This is a genomic window from Hydrogenophaga sp. (assembly GCF_050182545.1).
Classification (GTDB): domain Bacteria; phylum Pseudomonadota; class Gammaproteobacteria; order Burkholderiales; family Burkholderiaceae_C; genus Hydrogenophaga.
Genome location: NZ_JBFXCD010000001.1, coordinates 229,083 through 253,871 on the forward strand (window position 1 = coordinate 229,083; position 24,789 = coordinate 253,871).

Consider the following 24,789-nt stretch of genomic DNA (forward strand, 5'->3'; position numbering starts at 1 on the left):
TTCATGTCTGACAACGCTTCCACTCCCGCAGCCGGCATTGACGCGGTGCCGCCGTCGCCCCGTTCGCCGCATCCGCGCCACATTCGGCTGACCTCGCATTCGGGTGGTTTTGGTGGCCTGCCCATCCAGTGGGGCGCGGCCACGGCGCGCGAGCGCGGGCCGGTGGTGGGGACCACGCTCAACATCGGCAACCGCAACGTGATCGGCACGCACAGCGGCAGCTACAGCGTGTACCGCGCGCTGGCGGTGGCCGCGGGCGCGCTCAAGCGCGAGCACCGCGCCGACCTGACCAACACCGCGCCCACCGACATCATCGGCCCCTACCCGCAGTGGGCGGACCCGGAGAAGATCGTCAGCCTCGACCCCTGGGGCGCGGTGATTGCCGACGTGTACGCCAACGAGCTGGAAGCCGGCTACGACATCCGGCCCACCATTGCCGTGACCAAGGCGCACGTGATCCTGCCCGAGGTGATCGAGGCGCTGCAGAAGGGCCGGCTGCAGCCCGACGGCAAGTACCTCACCCCCGGTGGCGCGGCGGTGGTGACCAAGGTGGCGGTCGAGCCTGTGTGGTACCTGCCCGGTGTGGCCCGGCGCTTTGGTTGCACGGAAGCCGAGCTGCGCCGCGTGCTGTTCGAGGAAACCGGCGGCATGTACCCCGAGCTGGTCACGCGCTCGGACCTGGAGGTGTTCCTGCCCCCTATTGGCGGGCAGACGGTCTACATCTTCGGCAACCCGCGCGACCTGGCCAACCGCGACGTGGAGCTGACCGCGCGCGTGCACGACGAGTGCAACGGCTCGGACGTGTTTGGCTCCGACATCTGCACCTGCCGGCCCTACCTCACACACGCGATCGAGGAATGCATCCAGGGCGCGCAGCGCGGCGGCGTGGGCCTGGTGGCCTATTCGCGCAAGGAAGGCCGCGCGCTGGGCGAGGTGACCAAGTTCCTGGTCTACAACGCGCGCAAGCGCCAGGTGGGCGGCGACACGGCCGACCAGTACTTCGCCCGCACCGAATGCGTGGCCGGCGTGCAGGACATGCGCTTCCAGGAACTCATGCCCGACGTGCTGCACTGGCTGGGCGTGACCAAGATCCACCGCCTCGTGTCCATGAGCAACATGAAATACGACGCCATCACCGGCTCGGGCATCGAGGTCGGCGTGCGCGTGAACATCCCGGACGAACTCATTCCCGCCGACGCGCGCGTGGAGATGGACGCCAAGATGGCGGCGGGCTACTTCACGCCCGGCGCCGTGCCCGACGCCGAAGAACTCAAGCTCGCCAAGGGGCGGGCGCTCAACGGATGACCCGCTTCGCCGAATCCGTGCCGGCGGGCCTGCCGGACACCACCCGCCCGGCCGGCGCCGCGCAGGCGCTGCGCAGCACCGTGGCCGTGCGCGAACGCGCGCGCTTCCTGCTGGCGCGCGCCCGCGCCGGCCGCTCCCCGCACTTCGCGGTGAACGACGCCGCGCTGGCGGGCGCCGCGCGCACGGTGGCCGAGCTCACGCGCGCGCGCTTCCCGGACCTGCGCATCCCGTACCACAGCCGCTGGCGCCATTTCGAGGCCGGGCAGGTGGACCGCGCGGGCCAGCTGGACGCGCTGCTCGGCCCGGTGGACGCGGCCACGCGCGCGCGTGCGCAGATCGACCTGGCGCTGGTGAGTGTGCTGCTGGACGCCGGCGCGGGCGCCGACTGGCGCTACGCCGAGGCGGGCAGCGCGCAAAGCTTCTCGCGCTCCGAAGGCCTGGGCGTGGCGAGCTTTCACGCCTTCACCGCCGGCCTGTTCTCCAGCGACCCGCAGCAGCCGCTGCAGGTGGACGCCGCCGGCCTGAGCGCGCTGACCACCGCGCAACTGGGCGAGGCCTTCCAGGTCAGCGACAGCAACCCGCTGGTGGGGCTGGAGGGACGCGCCGACCTGCTGCGCCGCCTGGGTGCGGTGCTGGCGCGCCAGCCCGGCACCTACGGCCCGCTGGGCCGGCCCGGCGGCCTGTTCGACGCGCTGCTGCACCCGCTCGGTGGCGGTGCCGCGCCCTCGGTCGAGGTGCATGAGCTGCTGGACCTGCTGCTGACCACGCTCTCGGATATCTGGCCCGCGCAGAATGCGATCGACAGCGAGGCCCTGGGCGACTGCTGGCGCCACCCGGACGTGCCGGGCGACGGCCTCACGCACGGGTGGATGCCGTTCCACAAGCTCTCGCAGTGGCTCACCTACTCGCTGCTCGAACCCTTCGAATGGGCGGGCGTGCCGGTGCGCGGGCCCGACGCGCTCACCGGCCTGCCCGAGTACCGCAACGGCGGCCTGCTGATCGACGCCGGCGTGCTGCGCCCGCTGCCAGCCGACCACGCCACCCGCGTGTGGACGGCGGGCGATGTCTTCATCGTCGAATGGCGCGCCCTCACCGTGGCCCTGCTCGACGAGCTCGCGCCGCTGGTGCGCGCCGAACTGGGCCTGCCGCCCGAGCGCATGCCGCTGGCCTGCGTGCTCGAGGGCGGCACCTGGGCCGCCGGCCGCCTGCTCGCGCAGCGTCTGCGCGGCGGCGCGCCCCCGCTGCACATCGCCAGCGACGGCACGGTGTTCTGAATCCCCACTTCCCCGCCAACCCGCACCCACCATGACCTTGAACGACGTCCACCTCATCGACCACCCGCTGGTGCAGCACAAGCTCACCCTCATGCGCCGCAAGGACGCCAGCACCAACAGCTTTCGCCGCCTGCTCAATGAAATGGCCATGCTCATGACCTACGAGGTCACGCGCGACATGCCCATGCAGGACATCGAGATCGAGACGCCGCTGGAGACCACGACCTGCAAGGTGATCGACGGCAAGAAGCTGGTGTTCGTCTCCATCCTGCGCGCGGGCAACGGCATCCTGGACGGCATGCTCAGCGTGGTGCCCGGCGCGCGCGTGGGCCACATCGGCCTGTACCGCGACCCCAAGACGCTGACCGCGGTGGAGTACTACTTCAAAATGCCCAAGGACATGCACGAACGCGACGTGATCGTGGTCGACCCGATGCTGGCCACCGGCAACTCCGCCATCGCGGCGGTGGACCGCCTGAAGGAGTGCCGACCCAAGTCGATCAAGTTCGTCTGCCTGCTCACCTGCCCCGAAGGCATCGCCGCGCTGCACAAGGCGCACCCGGACGTGCCGATCTACACCGCCGCCATCGACCGCGAACTCAACAGCCACGGCTACATCCTGCCCGGGCTGGGCGATGCGGGGGACCGCATCTTCGGCACGCAATGAAGAATCGCTGCGCGGCATGAACAGCTTCGGCAAACGCGCGCAGGGCGAACGGCTCGAACGCATGCGCGCGTCCCCGCTGTGGAACGGCGAAGGTTTTCGCAACATCCACCCGATCACGCCCGGCCTGCGCGACAGCACCGCAGCCCGGCCCACGCTCAAGGAGTTTTTGAGTTCCGGCGGGCGGCGCACCCCGGACGGCCCGCTGCCCGCACTGGACCCGCGCGAGCGCTGGAGCCAGCCTGTGCAAAGCGGCCTGCGCGCCACCTGGCTGGGGCATTCCACCGTGTTCATCGAGATCGACGGCCACCGCGTGCTGACCGACCCGGTCTGGGGCACGCGCGCGTCACCCTTCCGCCTGCTCGGGCCGCGGCGCTTCCAGCCCGTGCCGCTGCGCCTGCGGCACATGCCCGAGGTGGACGTGGTCGTGATTTCGCATGACCACTACGACCACCTGGACTACCCCACCATCCGCGCGCTCGCGCGGCACAGCGCGGTGCCCTTCGTGACATCCCTCGGCGTGGGCGCCCACCTGCAGGCCTGGGGCGTGGCGGCCGAGCGCATCACCGAACTGGACTGGTGGCAGAGCCACCGCGTGCCCGGCACGGGCCTGACCATCACCGCCGCGCCGTCGCAGCACTTTTCAGGGCGCGGCCTCAAGGACCGCAACGCCACGCTGTGGTCGTCCATGGTGATGCACACCGAACGCCACCGCGTGTTCTTCAGCGGCGACACCGGACTGACCACCGAGTACGCCACCATCCGCGAACGCCTCGGCCCGTTCGACCTGGTCATGCTCGAAGTCGGCGCGTTCCACCCCGCCTGGGGCGATATCCACCTGGGGCCCGTCAACGCGCTCAAGGCCCATGCCCTTCTGGGCGGCGGCGCCTTCCTGCCCGTGCACTGGGGCACCTTCAGCCTGGCCATGCACGAATGGGACGAACCCGCCGAGACCTTGCTGCACCTGGCGCCCAATCAAGGCGTGCCCCTGCTCATGCCGCGCCTGGGCGAAGCGGTGGAGCCCGCCCACGCAGAGGGCGTGGTGACGCCCTGGTGGCGCGGGCTGGAGCAGGGCGTGCCGCCGGCGCACCCGGTTGAGGTGCCGGCGCTTCGGCGTGGGTTGCCTTGGCCGCTGGATTGAGCGGGCGGTCGCAAAAGGAGCATGGTGTCGCCCTCAATCCGGACAGGCCTTTTTCGCCTGCGGGCTATAGTGCGGATCGCGAATGTGTTCCTGAGGCGGATCCAAGAGTCAGGTCGATACGAAAGAGGGGCTGCCGGTTTTCATGGTTGCGTTACGCCTGTACAAAAAGCAGGCTCAAGCGTGAAACCCCATGATCTATCAACGTTTCGGGGAGGAAGACGTGACCAGAATATCCCGCACTGTCCAGCTTGTCCCGCAGGTTCTGCGGGATACATTGCGTTAGGCATCGGCAGCGTATGAGCCACTACCGATACTTCATCATCGAAACGTACGCGGCGGTCGGGGAGCGCTCGCCCAGAAAGATTCGGGCGAGACCACTCTCGGGTCAAGGTGTGTCAACTTCCCTAAATCTCGAGTGCTCAGTTGCAATGCGAGAGGCACACCCGCCAGGCACGTTGTTCAAGGTCGACTGCAAAGTGACAGATCGAGAGGGGACGCCTTACCTGTATCGATACTACGGTTGGCCCTACGAGATCGTTACGCCTGAGCAGGCGCAGCTCTTCATCAAGACGAAGTTTGCATATCAGCCGAAGAGGGCGGAGAGGGAATAAATCGTTTGATCGCGAAGCGCTTCAGGGATGGCGGACTGCCTAACTTGGAGTTCAACCGGACAGCTTGCGCAGCCTGGACCTCCAGGGCCTGCGAATGGTCCCTTCCGGCCCAGGCCGCGCAAGCCGCCGGTCAACGTAGGCGTTAGGCCTCGCAACCCAACATCGTGCCGTGCTCAAGCACAAACCATGCGCCTACTGCGGCTCCAAGGCCGTTCCTCGCGGAAAGGGCCACGTCTTCCCCAGGTCCATCTACCCGGACACGTTGCCTGATGCCAAGCGCATCACCGTTCCGGAGTGTGAGACCTGCAAGGCAATCTGGGAGGACGCTGAGCCCCACTTTCGAAACGTTCTACTTTCGATTTGGGATCCTGAGGTTGCTCCACTGGACAACCGCACCGCAAAGCTCTGGCGTAGTTTCGACGAATTGGACGGCTCCCGCCGGATTCAAGACTTGTCCGCAATGCTGCGCCCGGCACATGTGGACGGACAAGAACGCGCCAAGATTTACCCAGACGAAGACGAGAGGTTCAACCTCATCCTCCGCCGCATTGTCCGAGGGCTCTCCCACGAACATCGGCTCGGAACGGCTATCCCGGACAGTGCAGTTGTGTCCGGCGTCATGCGCTGGATCGTTCCACCCGCGTTCGAACCCAGTTTTAGCTGGCACACCATCGCACCTGACTTCATCTCCTACGCGTACGCAAGGGTCGATGAGAGCCATACCTTCTGGCTCCTCCGGTTCTCAAGACACATCACCTTCTTCGCAAGCATCGGCCCAGTCGTCGGCGTGAACCGCCCCGGTTTTCGTGCAGGCCGGTTGATTTAAGTCCCTTTCATTCGTCAGACCACACAACAATCTCCCTTGACGAGCTGTATCCATATGGCTACATTTGAGGCATGTTTGCCGTCCGCCAGACCGAAGAGTTCGTCGCCTGGCTCGACGCGCTGAAGGACAAGCGCGCTCAGATCCGCATCGCGGCGCGTCTGCGGCAGGCAGAAGCTGGGAATCTGGGCGACTGGCAGGCGGTCGAAGGCGAAGTTTCCGAGATGAGGGTTCACTACGGCCCGGGCTACCGCCTGTACTTCGTTCGTCGCGGACGCGTGATCGTTGTCATGCTCAATGCGGGCGACAAGTCGAGCCAGAAACGCGATATCCGCCACGCACTGAAGCTGGTGTCCGAACTCGGAGATGACCTATGACCAAGACCAAGGCCCCCCTCAAGCTCGTGGCATTCGATGCCGCGCGTTACCTCGACGATGACGAGGCCATTGCGGAGTACATGACCGCGGTACTCGAAGCCGATGATCCCGACTTGCTGCTCCTCGCGCTCGGTGATGTGGCGCGAGCCAAGGGCATGGCCCAGGTGGCCAGGGACGCGGGCCTGGGCCGGGAAAGCCTCTACAAGGCCCTGGCGCCCGGGGCGAAGCCACGCTTTGAAACCGTCATGAAGGTGGCCCGCGCGCTGGGCGTCAAGTTCACGGCCCACCCTGCCTGAGTGGCCACTTCGCGCGGAGCGGCCTGGCTCGGTGGGCGGCACGATTCCTTTCCCTGCTGCTGGAGATGTCTGAATGACCTCATCGCTAAGCCTCGAGAACACGGTCTTCTGGACCTACGCCCTGGCCGCTTCGATCATGCTGCTGAAGTTGCTTCTACAGCCGTGGATGACGGTCGTCCGCATGATGAAGGTGAACGCGGGCTTTCGGAATCCGGAAGATGCGAAGAAGAGCCCGATGAATCCTTCGCCGAGTCTTGCGCAGCTGGAGCCGAACGAGTATGTCGAGCGGTCTCGCCGATTGAATCTCAATGACCTGGAGAGCATCCCTGCGTTCCTGGTCGCCGGGCTTCTGTTCGTGATGGCGGCTCCGCCCCTGCTTCTGGCCCAGGTGCTCATCTGGGGGTACGTCCTCTCAAGGGCGGCTCATTTCGTGGCGTATGCGACGGCGCAGCTTCACGAGGTCCGCGCCACGTTCTGGAGCATCGGTTCCATCGCGGTGCTGGTCATGGTGGGTTACACCATTGTCCAGCTGCTCGCCAGATAAGGGCTCGACGTCTCCAGCGGCGTCCACCGCTGGCGGGTGGAGTGCCGCGCCCTCAGATCGGGTCGGCCAGCAGCTTGGACAGCGCCGCAATGTTTGCCGCGCTGGGCACCTGGGGTTTCATCTCGTCTTCTGCGGCCGTGGCGTTCTCGTGCGCCTGCACGGCGTTGACCATGGCGTACTGGTTCTCCCATGAGAGCGTCTTGCCCTCCGGGCACATGTCGCGCACGGTGCCGAACCAGTAGTAGCCGTCCTTGCCGCCGAACAGGGTGTCGATGCCACCGGCGTCGCCCGGCTTGAGGCCGTGGGCGGCCAGGATGAGTTTGAGTTTGTGGTGGGAGACGGAGTATTGCATGGTGGCACGTGGAAAGGGATGCGCCCGCGAAGGGCGCGCCAAGTGTGCCACGGTCGCGGCGGGCGCCGTCAGGCCATGAACACGGCGATGAAGGCCAGCATGAAGATCAGGATGGCCGCCATGACCGGCAGGGCCAGGGGCATGTACTGGACGATGGATTCGAGGATGTCCTCGGCCTGCTCGTCCGCGTATTCCTTGAGTTCGGGGTCCGAATAGGTCTTCGGGTGGTCGGCCAGGGCCAGGTCGGGTGGCATGGCGTGGTGTTGCATGGTGATCTCCTTGAAAAAGGTGGATCCCTCGCCTCCTGGACCGATTGTCCTCCTGTTCGCGGCCGGGTTCCAGTGGCCCCGGCCTTGCTGCGGAGACTCAATCTGGAAACTTCTCAACGTGGCTTTCGCCGCGGCGGCCGTGGTAGCGCACATGGCGGCCCGCGATCCAGACTGTGTAACCCACGCAGCCCGCGCGCTGCGACAGGCGCAGAAACTCCGGGTACATCACGCGGCCTTGCTGCGCTCCCTGGATCACGGCCTGGATGGCCGGCGCATCGAAGTCGTCCGCCACCACTTCGGCGGAGGGATCGAAGGGCAGGTCCAGTGTTTCGCCGCCTGGCAGGTAGTAGGTGGAGCGGCCGGCGCGGTAGTCCACGTGGTAGGACTCGACCTGCACGGCCATGAGCTGGCCGACCACCTGGCCGAAATGGATGCGACCTTCATGCGAGGCGTCGAAGGTTTCCTGGATCGCTTGTCGGGTGCTGGCTTGCATGGTGTGCTGGATCCTTCGGGTGGCGTCAGTGGGTGGGCGTTTCCGTGAGCTGGTGGTGCTGCACCAGTTCCTGCATCAGGGCCATCAGCCCTTCGCGCTCGGTGGCGGTCAGGTGGCCGAAGAAGTGCGCGTCGTTGGCATCGGCCAGGGCGGCCAGCCGGGGCACCAGGGCCTGGCCCGCTGCGGTGAGCACCAGCACCTGTTCGCGCTGGCGTCCGTCGGCCAGCCAGCGCTCGGCCAGGCCTTTGTCCTGCAGCCGGCTGATCACCTTGGACGCGGCACCCTTGGACATGCCCAGCGCCAGGATGAGCGCCGCATGCGTGGTGCCCTCCGGCCCCAGCAGGGTGCGCAGCGCCACCCATTCGGTGACGCTGATGCCTTCGTCCTGCAGCAGCTTCTGAAAGCGGGCGGAGACATGGTTGGAGACGAAGCGCAGCCAGAACCCGAGGTGGGCTTCCAGGGGCGAAGGCGTGGCGGGTTTGCGTTTGCCGGGCATCAGGTTTCCATGGAAACGTTTTTTCGGGATTTTAGTTTCCACGGAAACCTGCGTCAAGCAGGCACGCCGCCGTGGTGCGACTCCGCGGGCGGATGCCATGCGGTGGCATCCGTCCCGGGAAGATTACAAAAATTGACCCAAAAAATGGTCCGATTGATCAGAAAGCACTTGTTTGCGCGGGGTCGCTGCGCGCAATATGTCCGAGGGTGCCGAGGAACGCTGGCGCCCGATTTGCATCCCACGCGTTCGCAATTCCCGCAGCCCTCAACGGAGAAAGGCAGTCCCATGTTTCCAGAGTACCGAGACCTCATCACCCGCCTGAAGAACAAGGATCACCACTTCACGCGCCTGTTCGACAAACACAACGAACTCGATCAGAAGATCTGGAACATGGAGGAAGGGACCGAGGTGGCCACCCAGCTGGAGATTGAAGCGCTCAAGCGAGAGAAGCTGCATCTGAAGGACGAGCTGTACGCCGTGCTGAAGAAGGCGAACGGCGACTGAGCCGCCGATTCAGCCGCCCGGCGGCGACAGCCAGGCGCGCAGGTAGGGCAGCAGCCGGTCCTTCATGCGCTTGTCGCGGTGCAGGGCGCAGAAGTTCAGCGCCAGGGTCTGCACCAGAAAAGCCTCCACCCCCTCGACCAGGATGTCGTTCGGCACGTCTTTGCGGAACGCGCCCTGTTCGAGCCACTGCCCGACGATCTCTTCCAGCCGGCCGAAGGTCAGGGCGATGGGGCCGATCTCTTCCAGGGCGGCCGCGCCCGAGCGGCGCAGGATCACGTCGAACACATAGCGCTCGGAGGCCATCAGGTCCACCACGGGCAGCAGGCGCCTGACCAGATGGTCCACGTCGCGCGGGGCGGGGCGGGCCGCCATCTGCTCCAGCAGGGCGCTGATGCGTTCGCCGATGAGCAGGTCCATCAGCTCGTCCTTGTCCTTGAAGTGGGCAAAGAAGGTGCCTTTGGCCACGCCGGCACCGAGCACCACCTCTTCGATGCGCAGGGCCTCGAAGCCCTTCTGGGCCACGAGTTCGTGCGCCACCGAGGTCAGGCGGGCGCGGGTCTCAAGGGTGCGTTGCTGGACGGCTCTTTTCATCGGGCGTGCGTCACTCGAAAAGTGACCAAAGTCAAAATAAATTGACCATGGTCAAAATAGCGGCTATAAATTTGACTCCGGTCAATTTTACAGGAGCCCTTCATGAAACGCATCTTCATCCTCAATGGCCACCCGGCCGAACGTTCGCTGTCCCGCACCCTGGTGGAGGCGTATGCCGACGCCGCGCGCCAGGCCGGTCACGAGGTTCGCCTGACCCACCTGCACGACCTGCGGTTCGACACCGACTACGGCAAGGGCAACTTTGATGACCCCAAGCCGCTGGAGCCCGAACTGGAGCAGTTGTTGCAGGATCTGTCGTGGAGCGAGCACTTCATGATGTCCACGCCGATGTGGTGGGGCGGCCTGCCCGCCAAGCTCAAGGGCCTGTTCGACCGCGCGCTGCTGCCCGGGCGCGCCTTCGACACCCGCAGCAAGACCCTGATCGGTCTGCCCCGGCCCATGCTCACCGGCCGCAGCGCGCGGGTGGTGGTGACCTCGGACACGCCCGGCTGGTTCATGCGGCTGGCCTACAGGAATGCGCTGCTCTGGTAGGTGCGCCGGCAGATCCTGGAGTTCGTCGGCCTCAAGCCGACCCGCCTGACCCACCTGGGGCCGGCGAGCGAACCGAAGGCGGGGGAGGTGCAGCGCTGGGTGGCGCAGGTGCGGCGGCTGGGCAGCCAGGCGGCCTGAACGTTCGCGCGCTCAGGCCGGAGCCGGCGGCGAAGGCGCCACCTGCGCGGCGGCGTCCTGCCGCACGAGATCGTGCAGGCTCTTGCCCGCCAGCGCGGTGGCCGATGCCTGCTGCAGCTGCATGAGCAGTCCGTCCACGGCGGCCGGTGTCGGCACCGCCGACGGCGAGAGGAAACCGTCCTCGTCGGCGGCGCGCACCGCTTCCAGCACCTCGGCAAGCGGGATGCGATCCGGGCTGCGGGAGGGCAGGTACCCGCACGGCTCATCGGCCGTGGCGACCACCAGTTCCTTGCGCTCGAGGGCGTCGAGCACCACCATCAGCACGTGCCCCGGCACCTTCAGGTGCTGGGTGAGCGCGTCCTGCGACGGCGCCGCCTCGCCATGCATGAAGCTTCTGGCGACGCGTTCCATGATGGACAGGGCGAGCAGTTCGCGCATGCGGTTGCTCAGGCGCGGTTCGCCGCCGCGCATGTAGAGGTACTCGGGGTGCTGCAAGTAGAACGCCACACTGGCCCCGAACAGCAGCACCAGCCAGCTGAGGTACAGCCAGATCATGAACAGGATCAGGATCGCGAAGCTGGCGTAGATGGCCGCGTAGTTATTCGAACTGGCGATGAACAGCGCGAACGCCCAGCCCGCCGTCTGCCATGCGATCCCGCCCACGGCACCCCCCACCAGGGCGGGCAACAGCCGCACGCGCGTGTTCGGCATGAACAGGTAGATGAAGGTGAAGGCGGCGGTGATCAGCAGGTAGGGCACCAGCCGGCTGAGCGCCTGCGCCAGCTGGCTCAGCACGTCGACCTCCATGAGGCCGCGCACCAGCTCGATGTTCATCACGGTCGCGGTGGCGCCCAGCGCGGAGAACACCAGAATGGGCCCCACCATCAGCACCGTCAGGTACCGCGTGAAACGTTCGCCCAGTGGGCGCGCCCGCGGCGCATGCCAGATGAAGTTGAGCGACTCCTCGATCTTCTGGATCAGTGAAACCGACGTGTACAGCAGCAGCGCCAGGCCGACCGCGCCCAGCACACCCACATTCATGTTGGCGATGAAGCCGGTGATGCGCAGCGCGATCTCGCCGCCTTTCTCGCCCAGCGGCGCGAGCAGGTTCAGCAGCATCGGCTGGATCTGGTTCGTGACGCCGAACGCCTTGAGCACCGAGAAGCTCAGTGCGAGCAGGGGCACGATGGACAGCAGCGTGGTGTAGACCAGGCCCATGGCGCGCAGCGTGAGCTGCCCGAAGGCGAGGTCCCGCCCCAGGATCAGGACGGTGCGAGCCAGCCGCACCAGGCCGGTGTCGCGGGCGGGTGTCCAGACCAGCGTATCAATGCGGTCCTTCAGCGAGGCTATGGGCATGTGCGTCGGTTCGCCAAGTCAATGTCGGCCTCAAACGGTACCACGCTCCCCAAGCCGGTCAACTCAGGAGCGAGCGCAGCAGAAGCGCCACGGCAACAGGGGTGCACGGCAAGCGGCATACCCGACATCGCGCGCCGGCCCAGTCAGCCGTCGTCAAGACGGCGCGTGGGTACAGAATCCTGTGGAAGCTGTGAATTCATCCATTTCAAGGAGATCGCACATGGTCGGGAAAGCGGCGGCGGCAGGCACGATCAGGTCGGGCGTGGGGGGCTGGACGTACGAACCCTGGCGCGACAACTTCTATCCCAAGGGTCTCGCGCACAGCAAGGAGCTGGCCTATGCAAGCACGCGTCTGACGGCCATCGAAGTCAACGGCACGTACTACAGCACCTTCAAGCCGCCGACTTTCGCGAAGTGGCGCGATGAGACGCCAGATGGTTTCATGTTCTCGCTCAAGGCCAACCGCTTCGCCACCAACCGCCAGGTGCTGGCCGAGGCGGGAGGGTCGATCGAGCGCTTCATCGGCAGTGGACTGAGTGAGCTCGGCCCCAAGCTCGGGCCGATCGTGTGGCAGTTCGCGCCGACCAAGCTGTTCGACCCGGCGGACTTCGAGGCCTTTCTGCAACTGCTGCCCGGCCATGTGGACGGCATGCCGCTGCGCCATGCGCTGGACGTGCGGCACCGCAGCTTCATGGACCCGGCATACCTCGCGCTCGCGCGAAAGTACCGCTGCGCCACGGTGTTCACCGACTCGGACGACTACCCCTCGTTCGCCGACCTCACGGGTGACTTCGTCTACGCACGCATGATGCGCACCGACCCGAAGGTGAAAACCGGCTATGCGCCAAAAGCGCTGGACCGCTGGGCCGAAGCTGCCAGAACCTGGGCCTCGGGCGGTGAGCCCGCCGACGTGCCGTGCGTGGACAAGCCCGGTACAAGGGCGGGCGCTCGCGATGTGTTCATGTTCTTCATCAGCGGCGCGAAGGAGCGCGCGCCAGCCGCGGCAATGGCATTGATCGAACGGTTGAAGGCGCCCTCCTGACCGGTGCGGCCGCATCTCGCAAGCTGTTGCCGGGTCGCTCGCTTCCTGTGATCCGCCTCAACCCAGGGCCTTCAGCACCTCTTCCGCCGTCGCAGGCGCATGCATCCCCTCGGGCTGGCCGCCCGCCTGGGCCACGGCGTCGCGCAGCGCCTCGAACACGCTGATGGCCAGCATGAAGGGCGGCTCGCCCACGGCCTTGCTGCCGTGCACGTTGTCCTCGCGGTTGGCCTCGGGCCAGAGCTCCACCCTGAAGTGTTCGGGCACGTCGCCGGTGGCGGGGATCTTGTAGGTGCTGGGGGCGTGGGTCTGCAGGTAGCCCTTGTCGTTCCACACCAACTGCTCGGTGGTGAGCCAGCCCATGCCCTGCACGAATCCGCCTTCGATCTGGCCGATGTCAATGGCCGGGTTGATGCTGTGGCCCACGTCGTGAAGGATGTCGACCTTGAGCACGCGGCTCTCGCCGGTGAGGGTGTCGATGGCGACTTCGGTGACGGCCGCGCCGTAGGCGAAGTAGTAGAACGGCCGGCCGGTGAGGGTGGTCTTGTCGTAGTGGATCTTGGGCGTGCGGTAGAAGCCGTCGCTCCAGAGCTGGATGCGGTTGGCGTAGGCCGCGCTCACCACGTCGTTGAACGCGCGGGTGGTCTTGGGCGAGATCACCTGACCGCCCTCGAAGCGCACCGCGCCCGCGCCGCAGCCGTCCAGGCCGGCGACGAAGGCGGCGAGGTTGTCGCGCACGTGGCGCGCGGCGAACTGGGCGGCGCGGCCGTTCAGGTCGGTGCCGCTGCTGGCGGCGGTGGCGCTGGCGTTGGGCACCTTGCTGGTGTCGGACGCGGTGGAGAGCACGCGCTCGAAGGGCACGCCAAGTTCGTCGGCCACGATGGCGGCCACCTTGGTGTTGAGACCCTGGCCCATCTCGGTACCGCCGTGGTTCACCTGCACGCTGCCGTCGGTGTACACGTGCACCAGCGCGCCGGCCTGGTTGAACAGCGTGGCGGTGAAGCTGATGCCGAACTTCACCGGGGTGAGCGCGATGCCCTTGCGGATGACCGGGCTCTGCGCGTTCCAGGCCGCGATCTCGCCGCGGCGCTCGCGGTAGCGGCTGGTCTGCGCCAGCGTGGTCATGAGCGGTTCGAGGATGTTGTCCTCCACCTTCATCTGGTAGTGCGTGACGTTGCGGCTTTCGACGCCGTAGAGGTTGCGCAGGCGCACGTCCAGCGGGTCCATGGCGAGATGGCGGGCGATGTCGCCGAGGATGCGCTCGATCACGATCACGCCCTGAGGGCCGCCGAAGCCGCGGAAGGCGGTGTGGCTTTGCGTGTTCGTCTTGCAGCGGTAGGAGCTGATGGCCACGTCTTCCAGGAAGTAGGCGTTGTCGGCGTGGAAGATCGCGCGGTCGGCCACGGGGCCGGAGAGGTCGGCGCTGAAGCCGCAGTTGGCCAGCATCTCAAGATCGAGACCGCAGAGCAGGCCGCTGGGGTCGAAGCCGGCGCGGTAGCGGTAGGCGAAGGGGTGGCGCTTGCCGGTGATCATGAAGTCGTCGTCGCGGTCCAGCCGCAGCTTGACCGGGCGCTGCAGCTGGCGCGCCGCCACGGCGGCCCACACGGCCAGGTGGCCGGCCTGCGTTTCCTTGCCGCCAAAGCCGCCGCCCATGCGCCGGCACTCCACCGTGACGGCGTGGTTGTGCAGGCCCAGCGCATGCGACACCCAGTGCTGCACCTCGCCCGGGTGCTGGGTGCTGGAGTACACCCACCACTGGTCCTGCTCCAGCGGCAGCACGTAGGCGACCTGGCCCTCCAGGTAGAAGTGCTCCTGGCCGCCGATCTCGAAGGCGCCTTCCAGCACGTTCGGCGCGCGCGCCAGCGCGGCCTGGGCATCGCCGCGCTTCACATGCACCGGCGGCAGCACGTAGCTCTTCTGTGCGTGCGCCTCGTGCACCGTGAGCACGGGGGGCAGGGGCTCGATGTCCAGGCGCACGAGGCGCGCGGCGCGGCGCGCGGTCTTCACGTCGTCGGCCACCACCACGGCCACCACCTGGCCGATGAACTGCACGGTGTCGCTGGCGAACACGGGCTCGTCGTGCGCGAAGGCGGCCAGCGTCTTGTCGCCGGGGATGTCGGCCGCGCCGAAGACACCGCGCACGCCGGGCAGCGCCAGCGCGGCGGACGCGTCCATGCCGCGCAGCCTGCCGTGCGCGATGGCCGAACACACCGGGGCGGCGTGCAGGGTGCCGCGCACTTCAGGGATGTCGTCGATGTAGGTCGCGCCCCCGGCCACCTGGGCGCGCGCGCTTTCGTGGAAGCGCGAGACGCCGGCGGCGCGTGGGCCCGGGCTGGTCAGGGCCGTGATCTTGTCGGGCGCGTTCATGCCAGGGCCTCCAGCGTTGCCGCATTGAGGGTTTCCAGGTTGATGTGCTGCAGGCCCTGGCTCTCCAGCCAGAAACGCTGCAGCAGGTTGCCCAGCACGGTGTGCCGGTAGGCGGCGCTGGCGCGCATGTCGGAGATGGGCTGGAATTCGGCGCGCAGGGCGGTGGTGGCGGTGCGCACGGTCTCGGCCGTCCAGGGCTGGCCGAGCAGGGCGGCTTCGGTCCGGCGCGCGCGCGTCGGCGTGGCGGCCACGCCGCCGGCACCGATGGACACCGCGGTCACCACACTGTCTTCCACCGCCATGCGGATGGCCAGGCAGACGGCGGAGATGTCGTCGTCGAAGCGCTTGCTGATCTTGTAGACGCGCATGAATTCGCCATCCTGCGGCCGGGGCACCTTGATCCAGCACAACAGCTCGTCCGGCTGCATCACGTTCTGCCGGTAGCCGGTGTACAGGTCCTCCAGCGGCATTTCCCGGTGGGCGATCTGGCCGCGCTTGGCATCCCAGCGCATCAGCACCACGTGGGCCCCCAGCGCAATCAGCAGCGGCATGGAGTCGCCAATCGGCGAGCCGTTGGCCACGTTGCCGCCCAGCGTGCCCGAGTTGCGCACCGGCAGGCCGGCAAAGCGCTGGGCGAAGGTCTGGAGTTGCGGGCGGTCCTGCACCAGCGCGGCGTAGGCGTCGGTCAGCGTCACGGCCGCGCCGACGGCGATGTGGTGCGGATAGGCCTCCACGCGGCGCAGCTCGGCCGCGGCGGTCACGTCCAGCACGCGGGGGAAGCGCTTGTGCATCTTGGTGACCCACAGGCCCACGTCGGTGCAGCCGGCCACCACCTGGGCTTTCGGGTGCGCGGCGCGGGCCTGGAGCAGGGCGGCCAGGCTGGTGGGGCGCAGGTAGTGGTCCGCCTGCGCGGGCCGCAGCTTTTTGAGCGCGGCCACCGTGGCGGCTTCGTCCACGCCGCAGCCGGCGGGCAGGGGAAGGTCCCCCATCTGCTGCGCCGCATCGAGGATGGGGCGGTAGCCGGTGCAGCGGCACAGATTGCCCGAGAGGTCGGCCTGGGCCCGGGCGCGGTCAATGCCCTGGCCGCCCTTCGTGTTCTGGTACATCCCGAACAGGCTCATGACAAAGCCCGGGGTGCAGAAGCCGCACTGGCTGCCGTGGCACTGCACCATGGCTTCCTGCGAGGGATGCAGTTCGCCCGAGGGCGCCGCGATGTCTTCGGCCGTGAACACCGCCATGCCGTTGACCGAGTGCGCCAGCCGGATGCAGCTGTTGATCGCCTTGTATTCCAGCTTCCCGCCGACCGCCTCGCCCAGCACCACGGTGCAGGCGCCGCAGTCGCCTTCGCCGCAGCCCTCCTTGGTGCCGGTGCAGTGCAGGTCTTCGCGCAGCACCTCCAGCAGGGTGCGGTCGGGCGCGACGTGGTGCAGCGTCACGGGCTGGCCGCGCCGCAGGAAGCTCAGGGTTTGTGCGGATGTTTCGGAGGTCATGCGTGCCAGCATAGCGCTGCCCCCATGGCACAACATATGCTCAGCCATATGTCCAGAATGCCCAAAACACCATTCAACCGCATACGACAAGGGTATGAAATACGTCTCCATGTTCGACAAGATTGACCTGCACCTGATCCGCGTGCTCCACACCGTGCTCACCGAGCGCAGCGTGTCGCGGGCGGCGCTGCGGCTGGGCATGTACCAGCCAGCGGTCAGTGCGGCGCTCAAGCGCCTGCGCGAACTCGCGGGTGACCCCCTTCTGGTGCGCTCGGGCTCGGGCATGGTGCCCACGGTGGCGGGCCTGCGCATGATCGAGCCGGCGGCCGACATCCTGCGCAGCGCCGAGGTGCTGTTCTCCGACGCGCGCAGTTTCGACCCCGCCACCGCCCACCACAGCTTCAGCCTGGCCGCCAGCGACTACATGGACCCGCTGTTCCTGCCGCAGCTGGTGAGCCAGATCAAGGCCCAGGCGCCGAACTGCACCATCGACATCCACCCGCTCTCGCGCGATTCCGACTACCGCAACCACCTGGCCCAGGGCGACGTGGACGTGGTCATCGGCAACTGGTCGCAGCCGCCGGACGACCTGCACCTGGGCCGCCTGTTCGGCGACGAGGTGGTGAGCCTGGTGTCCAGCCAGCACCCCGCCGTGCGGCGCGGCTGGGACGTGGAGGCCTGGCTGGGCGCCGAGCACATCGCCCCCACGCCCACCCACCCGGGTGCGCGCGGCTTCATCGACGAGCACCTGGCCACGCTGGGCCTGACGCGCAACCTCACCGCGCGCTGCCCGCATTTCGGGCTGATCCCGGCCATGGTGGCGGGCACCCTGCTGGTGCTCACCACCGGGCGCCAGTACTGCGACCGCTTCACCGCCACGCTGCCGGTGCAGGTGCTGCCCTGTCCGGTGGACTTTCCGCGAATGATGTATTACCAGCTCTGGCACGAGCGCACCCACGCCTCCAAGGCCGGGCGCTGGCTGCGCGAGCAGGTCAAGAGCGTGGCCGCGGCACTGAAGCGGCCCGACGCCGACCACTGAGCGGACGAACCCGAAAGACGAAGAAAGAAGGAGACCCATGACAACCACACGATTGCAGCTCAGCGGCATCACCAAGCGCTATCCGGGCGTGGTGGCCAACAGCGGCGTCTCGCTCACCGTGTTGCCCGGCGAGGTGCACGCGGTGCTGGGCGAGAACGGCGCGGGCAAGTCCACGCTGATGAAGATCATCTACGGATCGGTCAAACCCGACGAGGGCTCGGTGATGTTCAACGGCAAGCCGGTGCACATCCGCAACCCGCAGGAGGCGCGCGCGCTGGGCATCAGCATGGTGTTCCAGCACTTCAGCCTGTTCGACACGCTCACCGTGGCCGAGAACGTGTGGCTGGGGCTGGACAAGTCGCTCACACTGCCCGAGGTGAGCGCCAGCATCACCGCCAAAGCCACCGAGTACGGGCTGGACATCGATCCCTCGCGCCCGGTGCACACGCTCTCGGTGGGCGAGATGCAGCGGGTGGAAATCATCCGCGCGCTGCTGACCAACCCGCAGCTGCTCATCCTGGACGAACCCACCTCGGTGCTCACGCCGCAGGCGGTGGAGAAGCTCTTCATTGTGCTGAAGAAGCTGGCCTCGGAGGGTTGCAGCATCCTGTACATCAGCCACAAGCTGCACGAGATCCGCGAGCTGTGCACCGCCTGCACCGTGCTGCGCGGCGGCCAGGTCACGGGGGTGTGCGACCCGCGCCAGGAGAGCAACGCCTCGCTCTCGCGCCTGATGATCGGTGTCGAGCCGCCGGCGCTGGAGGTGCGCGAGCTGCACGCTGGCGCTGCGGTGCTGGAGGTCAGCGGCCTCACGCTGCAAAGCGACGACCCCTTCGGCACGCACCTTAGCGACATCGCGCTGCACGTGCGCGCGGGCGAGGTGGTGGGCATCGCGGGTGTGTCGGGCAACGGCCAGAGCGAGCTGCTGTACTGCCTCTCGGGCGAGGACACGCGTGCGCCGGCCGGCAGCATCCGCATGGGCGGGCAGGACGCGTCGCGCCATGGCCCGGCCCGTCGGCGCGCGCTCGGCCTGCATTTCGTGCCGGAGGAACGCCTGGGGCGCGGCGCCGTGCCCACGCTCTCGCTGGCGCACAACCTGCTGCTGTCGCGCGGCGACGCGCTGGGCGCGGGCGGCTGGATCCGCACCGGCGCGCTCAAGGCGCAGGCGGTCGACATCATCGCGCGCTACAAGGTCAAGGCCAACGGGCCCGACGCGGCGGCCAAGTCGCTCTCGGGGGGCAACCTGCAGAAGTTCATCGTCGGCCGCGAGATCGAGGCAAAACCGAAGCTGCTGATCGTGAGCCAGCCCACCTGGGGAGTGGACGTGGGCGCGGCCGCGCAGATCCGCGGCGAAATCCTGAAGCTGCGCGACGCGGGCTGCGCGGTGCTGGTGGTGAGCGAGGAGCTCGACGAGCTGTTCGAGATCAGCGACCGCCTGCACGTGATCGCCAAGGGGCGGCTCTCGCCCAGCCTGGACCGCAAGGACGCCACCATCGAGCGCATCGGTGAATGGATGTCGGGGCTCTGGGACAGCGCGCACAACCCCAGCGCGCACAACCCCAAGAACGAGGAGACCGCCCATGCTGCGGCTTGAAGTCCGTCCCCAGCCGTCGGCGCGCTGGGGCTATGCCTCGCCCCTGCTGGCGCTGCTGATCACGGTGGTGATCGGCATCATTCTGTTTGCCGTGCTCGGCAAGGATCCGGTGCGTGGCCTGCAGGTGTTCTTCTGGGAACCGATCAAGAGCACCTATGCGCTTTCGGAACTCATGGTCAAGGCCACGCCCTTGCTCATCATTGCGCTGGGGCTGGCGGTGTGCTTCCGCTCCAACGTGTGGAACATCGGTGCCGAAGGCCAGTATGTGATCGGCGCGGTGTTCGCCGCCGGTGTCGCGCTCATGGCGGACAAGACCACCGGGGGCTGGATCGTGCCGGCGGTGCTGGCCGCCGGCGTGTTCGGCGGCATGGTCTGGGCCGGCATCACCGCGCTGCTGCGCGACCGTTTCAATGCCAACGAAATCCTGGTCAGCCTGATGCTGGTGTACGTGGCCATCCAGGTGCTCAACTTCCTGGTCTACGGCCCCTGGAAGGACCCGCAAGGCTACAACTTCCCGCAGACCAAGACCTTCGAGGCGGTGACGCAGATGCCGCGGCTGATGCAGGGCTCGCGCGTCACCATCGGCCTGCTGCTGGCGCTGGCCGGGGTGGCGGCGGTCTGGGTCTTCCTGTTCCGCACCTACGCGGGCTACGCCCAGCTGGTGGGCGGCCTGGCGCCGGCGGCTGCGCGCTACGCGGGCTTTTCCTCGCGCAAGGCGCTGTGGATCGCGCTGCTGACCTCGGGCGGCGCGGCCGGCCTGGCCGGTGCGCTGGAGGTGGCGGGCCCGATCGGCCAGCTCACGCCCTATGTGCCGGCGGGCTACGGCTTCGCGGCCATCATCGTCGCCTTCGTCGGGCGGCTGCACCCGGTGGGCATCGTGTTCTCTGCCATCCTGATGAGCATGTTCTACATCGGCGGCGAACTCGCGCAGTCGCGCCTGGGCCTGCCCAAGTCCATCACGGGTGTGTTCCAGGGCTTGCTGCTGTTTGCATTGCTGGCCTGCGACACCCTCATTGCGTACCGCGTCGTCTGGAAGAAATGATCATGGAATCCACCGCACTGCTGATCGCCGCCTCGCTCAACGCGGGCACCGTGCTGGCCATTGCCTCGCTGGGGCTGCTCATCAACGAGAAGGCCGGCATCGTCAACCTGGGGGCGGAGGGCATGATGCTCTGCGCCGCGCTGGCCGGCTTCGCCACCGTGGTGCACACCGGCAGCACCACCCTGGGCTTTGCCGCCGGCATGGCCGCGGGCGCGCTGCTCGCCGCCGTCTTCGGTGGCCTGGTGATCTGGCTCAACACCAACCAGTACGCCACCGGCCTGGCGCTGAGCCTGTTCGGCGCCGGTTTCTCGGCCTTTGCCGGCACGAGCTACGTGCAGGAAAAGCTGCCCGAGCAGGCCAGGTTCGCGATCCCGCTGCTGGGGGACATTCCGCTGATAGGCCCGGCGCTGTTCCGCCACCACCCCATGGTCTACATCTGCGTGGCGCTGGTGGTCTTCCTGATCTGGTTCCTCTACCGCACGCGCGCCGGCCTGGTGCTGCGCAGCGTGGGCGAGAGCCCCGAGTCGTCGCACGCGCTGGGCTACCCGGTGCGGCGCATCCGCCTGGTGGCGGTGATGGCCGGTGGCGCGCTCTGCGGCCTGGCCGGGGCCTATGTGTCCACCGTATATACGCCGCTGTGGGTGGAGGGCATGATCGCCGGCAAGGGCTGGATCGCGCTGGCGCTCACCACCTTTGCCACCTGGCGCCCGGCACGCGTGTTGCTTGGGGCCTACCTGTTCGGTGGCGTGACCATGCTGCAGTTCCACCTGCAGGGCGTTGGCGTGAACGTGCCCAGCCAGTTCCTGACCATGATGCCCTACGTGGCCACCATCGTCGTGCTGGTGCTGATCTCGCGCAACCCGACCTGGATCCGCATCAACATGCCGACGTCGATCGGGAAACCGTTCTATCCCGGTTCATAATTTGCGTTCCAATTGAATACCCATCTGGGTACAGTTTTACTGTTTTCTTCACCCCTGAACTTCGAGGTTCTCCATGACAGACCTGAGCAAACGTTCCCTGATGAGAGTTGCCGCACTGACCGCGCTGACCAGTGCCGTGCTGATCGGCTGCGGCAAGAAGGAAGAGGCCGCCGCACCGGCGCCCGCACCCGCGGCGGCCGAGGCGCCCAAGGCCGAGCCCCTGAAGATCGCGTTTGCCTACGTCGGCCCGGTGGGCGACGGTGGCTGGACCTTCGCCCACGACAACGGCCGCAAGGCGGTGGAGAAGGAATTCGGCGACAAGGTCGTCACCAGCTTCGTGGAGAACGTGCCCGAGAGCGCCGACGCCGAGCGCGTGCTGCGCGACCTGGCCAGCCAGGGCAACAAGCTCATCTTCGGCACCACCTTCGGCTACATGGAGCCCATGCTCAAGGTCGCGCCCGACTTCAAGGACGTGAAATTCGAGCACGCCACCGGCTACAAGACGGCCGAGAACATGCGCACCTACGACAGCCGCACCTACGAAGGCGCGTACATGGCCGGCATCATCGCCGGCGGCATGACCAAGACCAACACCCTGGGTGTGGTGGCCTCCATTCCAATTCCCGAGGTGATCCGCAACATCAACAGCTTCACACTGGGCGCGCAGTCGGTGAACCCGAAGATCAAGACCAAGGTGGTCTGGGTCAACGGCTGGTTCGACCCACCGAAGGAAACCGAGGCCGCGACTTCGCTGATCAACGGCGGCGCCGACGTGCTGATGCAGAACACCGACTCCTCGGCCGTGCTGCAGACCGCCGAGAAGCTGGGCAAGCGCGCCTTCGGCTGGGATTCGGACATGACCGCCTATGGCCCCAAGGCCCACCTGGGTTCGGCCATCATCAACTGGGCGCCTTACTACATCAAGGCCACCAAGGACGCGCTGGAAGGCACCTGGACCACCGGTGGCGTGTGGTGGGGTGTCAAGGAAGGCGCGATCGACATGGTGTCGGTGGCCGAGGACGTGCCCGCCGAGATCAAGGCCAAGGTCGACGCCGTGCGTGCCGGCCTCAAGGACGGCAGCTACTCGATCTGGAAGGGTCCGATCATGGGCCAGGACGGCAAGGAAGTGCTGGCCAAGGACGCCGTCGCCGACGACGCGTTCCTGGGCGGTGTGAAGTTCTACGTCAAGGGCGTCGAAGGCAAAGTGCCGAACTGACCCACCCCCGCCGCGCTTCGCGCGACCCCCTCAAGGGGGCTGAGGGCCGCGGCTCCAAGCCTGCCTGCGCAGGCTTGGACGGCCTGAAGAGTCAGCGCCTCTGGCGCTGGCGCGGCCTGCAAGGCGCACGTGTGGGCCGGCGGAGCCGGACCCACCGTGCCCTGGAATCGAAAGCCGCCTCCTCCGGGCGGCTTTTCTGCTTGAATGACATCGCGATGATCGAACAGCAACTCTGGCATCCCGTGATCGCGTCGCACCAGGTGCGCGAGGCGCCGGTCGCGTGTGCGCTGCTGGGGCAGCCGCTGGTGCTCTGGCGCGAGAGCGCGCACGACGGTAGCCGGGTGCATGCCTGGGCGGATCGCTGCCCGCACCGGGGCGCGAAGCTTTCGCTGGGCCGGGTGCTGATCGGCCTGCACGGCGCGCGGCTGGAGTGTCCGTACCACGGCTGGCAGTTCGGTGGCGCGGGGCGCTGCCAGCATGTGCCCGCGGCACCCGATTTCATGCCCCCGGCCGGTCACACGGCGCAGGTGTTCGAGGCGCGTGAGCGGCATGGCCTGGTGTGGGTGCGTCTGGGCACGCCCGAGCAGGCGCTGGATACCAGCCTGCGGGAGCCGCCCGCATTCCCGCCCGCAGGCGACCCCGCCTGGCGCGTGGTGCTGTGCGGGTCGTATGAGGTCAGCACCAGCGCGCCGCGGCTGGTGGAGAATTTTCTGGACCTGAGCCACTTCGGCTTCGTGCACGAGGGCTGGCTGGGCGAACGTGGCCATGCGCAGGTGCGGCCCGGCACCGTGGAAGAGGCGGGCGAGCGGGGCGCGGGCCTGGTGGTGCGTGAGGCCCACGCCTGGCAGCCGCGCGCATATGCGCAGGCGGACAAGGGCGCGTGGGTCGCCTATCGCTACGACGTGCCGCACCCTTTTGCCGCCTTGTTGAGCAAGGAGGCCACTGCGGGTGATCCGGTGAGCAATGCCATCGCGCTGTTCATCCGGCCCGACGGGCATGAGATCTGCACGGCCTGGTTTGTCATGGCCACGCAGGGCGACACATCAACCGATCCGGAGTTGATCGCCTTCCAGGACGCGGTCTTCGCGCAAGACCGCCCCGTGGTGGAGTCGCAGACGCCACGCGCCCTGCCGATTGGCCGCACCGCGCCCGTGACCGAAGTGCACGGACCGGCCGACCGGGTGTCGAGCGCCTACCGCCGCTACCTGATGCGCCTGGGCATCTCGGTGGGCACCTGTTGACCACAAGGGAACGCACACACATGAGCACCACAACCGCCACCCAGCTCGCCGCCGCCATTCCCAAGGCCGAGCTGCACATCCACATCGAAGGCTCGCTCGAACCCGAGCTGATCTTCGCGCTGGCGCAGCGCAACGGCCTGAGCCTGGCCTACGACAGCGTGGACGCCCTGCGCGCGGCCTACGCGTTCACCGACCTTCAGAGCTTCCTCGACATCTACTACGCCGGCGCCAGCGTGCTGCTGCACGAAGCCGACTTCCACGACATGGCCTGGGCGTACTTCCTGCGCGCCAGGGCCGACAACGTGGTGCATGCCGAAATCTTCTTCGATCCGCAGACCCACACCGCGCGCGGCGTGCCCATGGCCACGGTGATCAACGGCCTGTCCAGCGCCTGTGACCGCGCGCAGGCCGAACTCGGCATGAGCACGGCGCTGATCCTGTGCTTCCTGCGCCACCTCAGCGAGGAAGACGCGTTCGCCACACTGGAGGCGGCCATGCCCTACCGAGCCCGCTTCATCGGCGTGGGTCTGGATTCGAGCGAGGTCGGGCACCCGCCCTCGAAGTTTTCGCGTGTGTTCGCGCGCTGCCGCGAGCTGGACCTGCGCATCGTTGCGCACGCGGGCGAAGAAGGGCCGCCAGCCTACATCTGGGAGGCGCTGAGCGACCTGAGGACGGAGCGCATCGACCACGGTGTGCGCTCCCTCGAAGATCCGGCTCTGGTCAACGAACTGGCGAAGCGCCGCACGCCGCTCACCGTGTGCCCGCTGTCCAACCTCAAGCTCTGCGTGGTGGACGACCTGAAAGCACACCCGATGAAGCGGCTGCTCGACGCCGGCCTGTGCGCCACCGTCAACTCGGACGACCCGGCCTACTTCGGTGGCTACATGAACGCCAACTTCGTGCAGACGGTGGAGGCGCTCGGCCTTTCGCGGGACGACGTGATCACGCTCGCACGCAACAGCTTTGAAGCGAGCTTCGTGAGCGAGGCCCGGCGCGCCGAACTCATGGCCCTTCTCGACAGCGCCATCGACTGAGGGTGCAAGCCCTCCGGT

Annotated in this window: 27 protein-coding genes; 19 read left to right on the forward strand and 8 right to left on the reverse strand. The window is 67.4% G+C overall.

Annotation, left to right across the window (positions count from 1 at the left end; translation table 11 throughout):
• Positions 1-3: 3 nt before the first annotated feature.
• The 8 genes from AB7P10_RS01135 to AB7P10_RS01170 all read left to right on the forward strand — a co-directional run bounded on the left by AB7P10_RS01135 (position 4) and on the right by AB7P10_RS01170 (position 7,035).
• Positions 4-1,305 (forward strand): GTP cyclohydrolase II, encoded by a 1,302-nt coding sequence (locus AB7P10_RS01135; RefSeq protein ID WP_428291990.1) that lies wholly within the window; start codon positions 4-6, stop codon positions 1,303-1,305.
• Positions 1,302-2,579, forward strand: a complete 1,278-nt coding sequence (locus AB7P10_RS01140; protein WP_428291991.1) for a URC4/urg3 family protein — start codon at positions 1,302-1,304, stop codon at positions 2,577-2,579. The genes AB7P10_RS01135 and AB7P10_RS01140 overlap by 4 nt, the downstream gene beginning before the upstream one ends.
• A gap of 37 nt (positions 2,580-2,616) precedes the next feature.
• Complete coding sequence (gene upp / locus AB7P10_RS01145; RefSeq protein WP_428291992.1) at positions 2,617-3,246, forward strand: uracil phosphoribosyltransferase; 630 nt, start codon at positions 2,617-2,619, stop codon at positions 3,244-3,246.
• A 16-nt stretch (positions 3,247-3,262) separates the two neighbouring features.
• Positions 3,263-4,384, forward strand: coding sequence for an MBL fold metallo-hydrolase (locus AB7P10_RS01150; protein WP_428291993.1), 1,122 nt, complete (start codon positions 3,263-3,265; stop codon positions 4,382-4,384).
• A 780-nt stretch (positions 4,385-5,164) separates the two neighbouring features.
• A complete protein-coding gene (locus AB7P10_RS01155) occupies positions 5,165-5,821 on the forward strand; it encodes a hypothetical protein (protein WP_428291994.1) in 657 nt (218 codons plus the stop codon).
• A 71-nt stretch (positions 5,822-5,892) separates the two neighbouring features.
• Positions 5,893-6,195, forward strand: coding sequence for a type II toxin-antitoxin system RelE/ParE family toxin (locus tag AB7P10_RS01160; RefSeq protein ID WP_428291995.1), 303 nt, complete (start codon positions 5,893-5,895; stop codon positions 6,193-6,195).
• Positions 6,192-6,491, forward strand: a complete 300-nt coding sequence (locus tag AB7P10_RS01165) for an addiction module antidote protein (RefSeq protein ID WP_428291996.1) — start codon at positions 6,192-6,194, stop codon at positions 6,489-6,491. Before AB7P10_RS01160 ends, AB7P10_RS01165 begins: the two co-directional genes overlap by 4 nt.
• A gap of 73 nt (positions 6,492-6,564) precedes the next feature.
• A complete protein-coding gene (locus AB7P10_RS01170) occupies positions 6,565-7,035 on the forward strand; it encodes an MAPEG family protein (RefSeq protein ID WP_428291997.1) in 471 nt (156 codons plus the stop codon).
• A gap of 52 nt (positions 7,036-7,087) precedes the next feature.
• Here AB7P10_RS01170 and AB7P10_RS01175 read toward each other — a convergent pair whose 3' ends face one another.
• From AB7P10_RS01175 to AB7P10_RS01190, 4 genes are all read right to left on the reverse strand, one after another.
• A complete protein-coding gene (locus AB7P10_RS01175; RefSeq protein WP_428291998.1) occupies positions 7,088-7,387 on the reverse strand; it encodes a hypothetical protein in 300 nt (99 codons plus the stop codon).
• A 68-nt stretch (positions 7,388-7,455) separates the two neighbouring features.
• Positions 7,456-7,656: a hypothetical protein gene (locus AB7P10_RS01180; RefSeq protein WP_428291999.1), complete on the reverse strand. Its 201-nt coding sequence runs from the start codon at positions 7,654-7,656 to the stop codon at positions 7,456-7,458.
• 97 nt (positions 7,657-7,753) lie between these two features.
• Entirely contained in the window at positions 7,754-8,149 is a 396-nt protein-coding gene (locus AB7P10_RS01185; RefSeq protein WP_428292000.1) for a DUF1398 domain-containing protein, read from the reverse strand.
• Positions 8,150-8,174: 25 nt separating this feature from the next.
• On the reverse strand, positions 8,175-8,645 hold the full coding sequence (locus tag AB7P10_RS01190) for a MarR family winged helix-turn-helix transcriptional regulator (protein ID WP_428292001.1): 471 nt from the start codon (positions 8,643-8,645) through the stop codon (positions 8,175-8,177).
• Positions 8,646-8,930: 285 nt separating this feature from the next.
• On the opposite strand from AB7P10_RS01190, the gene AB7P10_RS01195 reads away from it, so the two are divergent.
• On the forward strand, positions 8,931-9,149 hold the full coding sequence (locus tag AB7P10_RS01195) for a YdcH family protein (protein WP_428292002.1): 219 nt from the start codon (positions 8,931-8,933) through the stop codon (positions 9,147-9,149).
• A 9-nt stretch (positions 9,150-9,158) separates the two neighbouring features.
• Here the strand turns inward: AB7P10_RS01195 and AB7P10_RS01200 are convergent, their stop codons facing one another.
• Entirely contained in the window at positions 9,159-9,740 is a 582-nt protein-coding gene (locus AB7P10_RS01200; RefSeq protein WP_428292003.1) for a TetR/AcrR family transcriptional regulator, read from the reverse strand.
• 102 nt (positions 9,741-9,842) lie between these two features.
• Between AB7P10_RS01200 and AB7P10_RS01205 the strand changes: the two genes are divergently transcribed.
• Positions 9,843-10,292 carry an NAD(P)H-dependent oxidoreductase gene (locus AB7P10_RS01205; protein WP_428292004.1) on the forward strand — a complete coding sequence of 150 codons (450 nt, stop codon included), beginning with the start codon at positions 9,843-9,845 and terminating at the stop codon, positions 10,290-10,292.
• Entirely contained in the window at positions 10,293-10,430 is a 138-nt protein-coding gene (locus AB7P10_RS01210) for a hypothetical protein (protein WP_428292005.1), read from the forward strand. It begins immediately after the preceding gene.
• Positions 10,431-10,442: 12 nt separating this feature from the next.
• Here AB7P10_RS01210 and AB7P10_RS01215 read toward each other — a convergent pair whose 3' ends face one another.
• Positions 10,443-11,786 (reverse strand): YhjD/YihY/BrkB family envelope integrity protein, encoded by a 1,344-nt coding sequence (locus AB7P10_RS01215; protein WP_428292006.1) that lies wholly within the window; start codon positions 11,784-11,786, stop codon positions 10,443-10,445.
• Positions 11,787-12,006: 220 nt separating this feature from the next.
• On the opposite strand from AB7P10_RS01215, the gene AB7P10_RS01220 reads away from it, so the two are divergent.
• On the forward strand, positions 12,007-12,828 hold the full coding sequence (locus AB7P10_RS01220; RefSeq protein WP_428292007.1) for a DUF72 domain-containing protein: 822 nt from the start codon (positions 12,007-12,009) through the stop codon (positions 12,826-12,828).
• A gap of 57 nt (positions 12,829-12,885) precedes the next feature.
• Here AB7P10_RS01220 and xdhB read toward each other — a convergent pair whose 3' ends face one another.
• Together xdhB and xdhA are read right to left on the reverse strand one after the other, a co-directional pair.
• Positions 12,886-15,192 carry a xanthine dehydrogenase molybdopterin binding subunit gene (gene xdhB / locus AB7P10_RS01225; RefSeq protein ID WP_428292008.1) on the reverse strand — a complete coding sequence of 769 codons (2,307 nt, stop codon included), beginning with the start codon at positions 15,190-15,192 and terminating at the stop codon, positions 12,886-12,888.
• Positions 15,189-16,682, reverse strand: a complete 1,494-nt coding sequence (gene xdhA / locus AB7P10_RS01230) for a xanthine dehydrogenase small subunit (RefSeq protein ID WP_428292009.1) — start codon at positions 16,680-16,682, stop codon at positions 15,189-15,191. The genes xdhB and xdhA overlap by 4 nt, the downstream gene beginning before the upstream one ends.
• A gap of 94 nt (positions 16,683-16,776) precedes the next feature.
• Between xdhA and AB7P10_RS01235 the strand changes: the two genes are divergently transcribed.
• From AB7P10_RS01235 to AB7P10_RS01265, 7 genes are all read left to right on the forward strand, one after another.
• On the forward strand, positions 16,777-17,721 hold the full coding sequence (locus AB7P10_RS01235; protein WP_428292010.1) for a LysR family transcriptional regulator: 945 nt from the start codon (positions 16,777-16,779) through the stop codon (positions 17,719-17,721).
• A gap of 37 nt (positions 17,722-17,758) precedes the next feature.
• A complete protein-coding gene (locus tag AB7P10_RS01240) occupies positions 17,759-19,315 on the forward strand; it encodes an ABC transporter ATP-binding protein (RefSeq protein ID WP_428292011.1) in 1,557 nt (518 codons plus the stop codon).
• On the forward strand, positions 19,302-20,357 hold the full coding sequence (locus AB7P10_RS01245; RefSeq protein WP_428292012.1) for an ABC transporter permease: 1,056 nt from the start codon (positions 19,302-19,304) through the stop codon (positions 20,355-20,357). The genes AB7P10_RS01240 and AB7P10_RS01245 overlap by 14 nt, the downstream gene beginning before the upstream one ends.
• A 2-nt stretch (positions 20,358-20,359) precedes the next feature.
• A complete protein-coding gene (locus AB7P10_RS01250) occupies positions 20,360-21,280 on the forward strand; it encodes an ABC transporter permease (RefSeq protein WP_428292013.1) in 921 nt (306 codons plus the stop codon).
• Positions 21,281-21,353: 73 nt separating this feature from the next.
• Positions 21,354-22,496 (forward strand): BMP family ABC transporter substrate-binding protein, encoded by a 1,143-nt coding sequence (locus tag AB7P10_RS01255; RefSeq protein ID WP_428292014.1) that lies wholly within the window; start codon positions 21,354-21,356, stop codon positions 22,494-22,496.
• Positions 22,497-22,696: 200 nt separating this feature from the next.
• On the forward strand, positions 22,697-23,737 hold the full coding sequence (locus AB7P10_RS01260) for a Rieske 2Fe-2S domain-containing protein (RefSeq protein ID WP_428292015.1): 1,041 nt from the start codon (positions 22,697-22,699) through the stop codon (positions 23,735-23,737).
• Positions 23,738-23,757: 20 nt separating this feature from the next.
• Positions 23,758-24,771, forward strand: coding sequence for an adenosine deaminase (locus AB7P10_RS01265; RefSeq protein WP_428292016.1), 1,014 nt, complete (start codon positions 23,758-23,760; stop codon positions 24,769-24,771).
• The last annotated feature ends 18 nt before the right edge of the window (positions 24,772-24,789 follow it).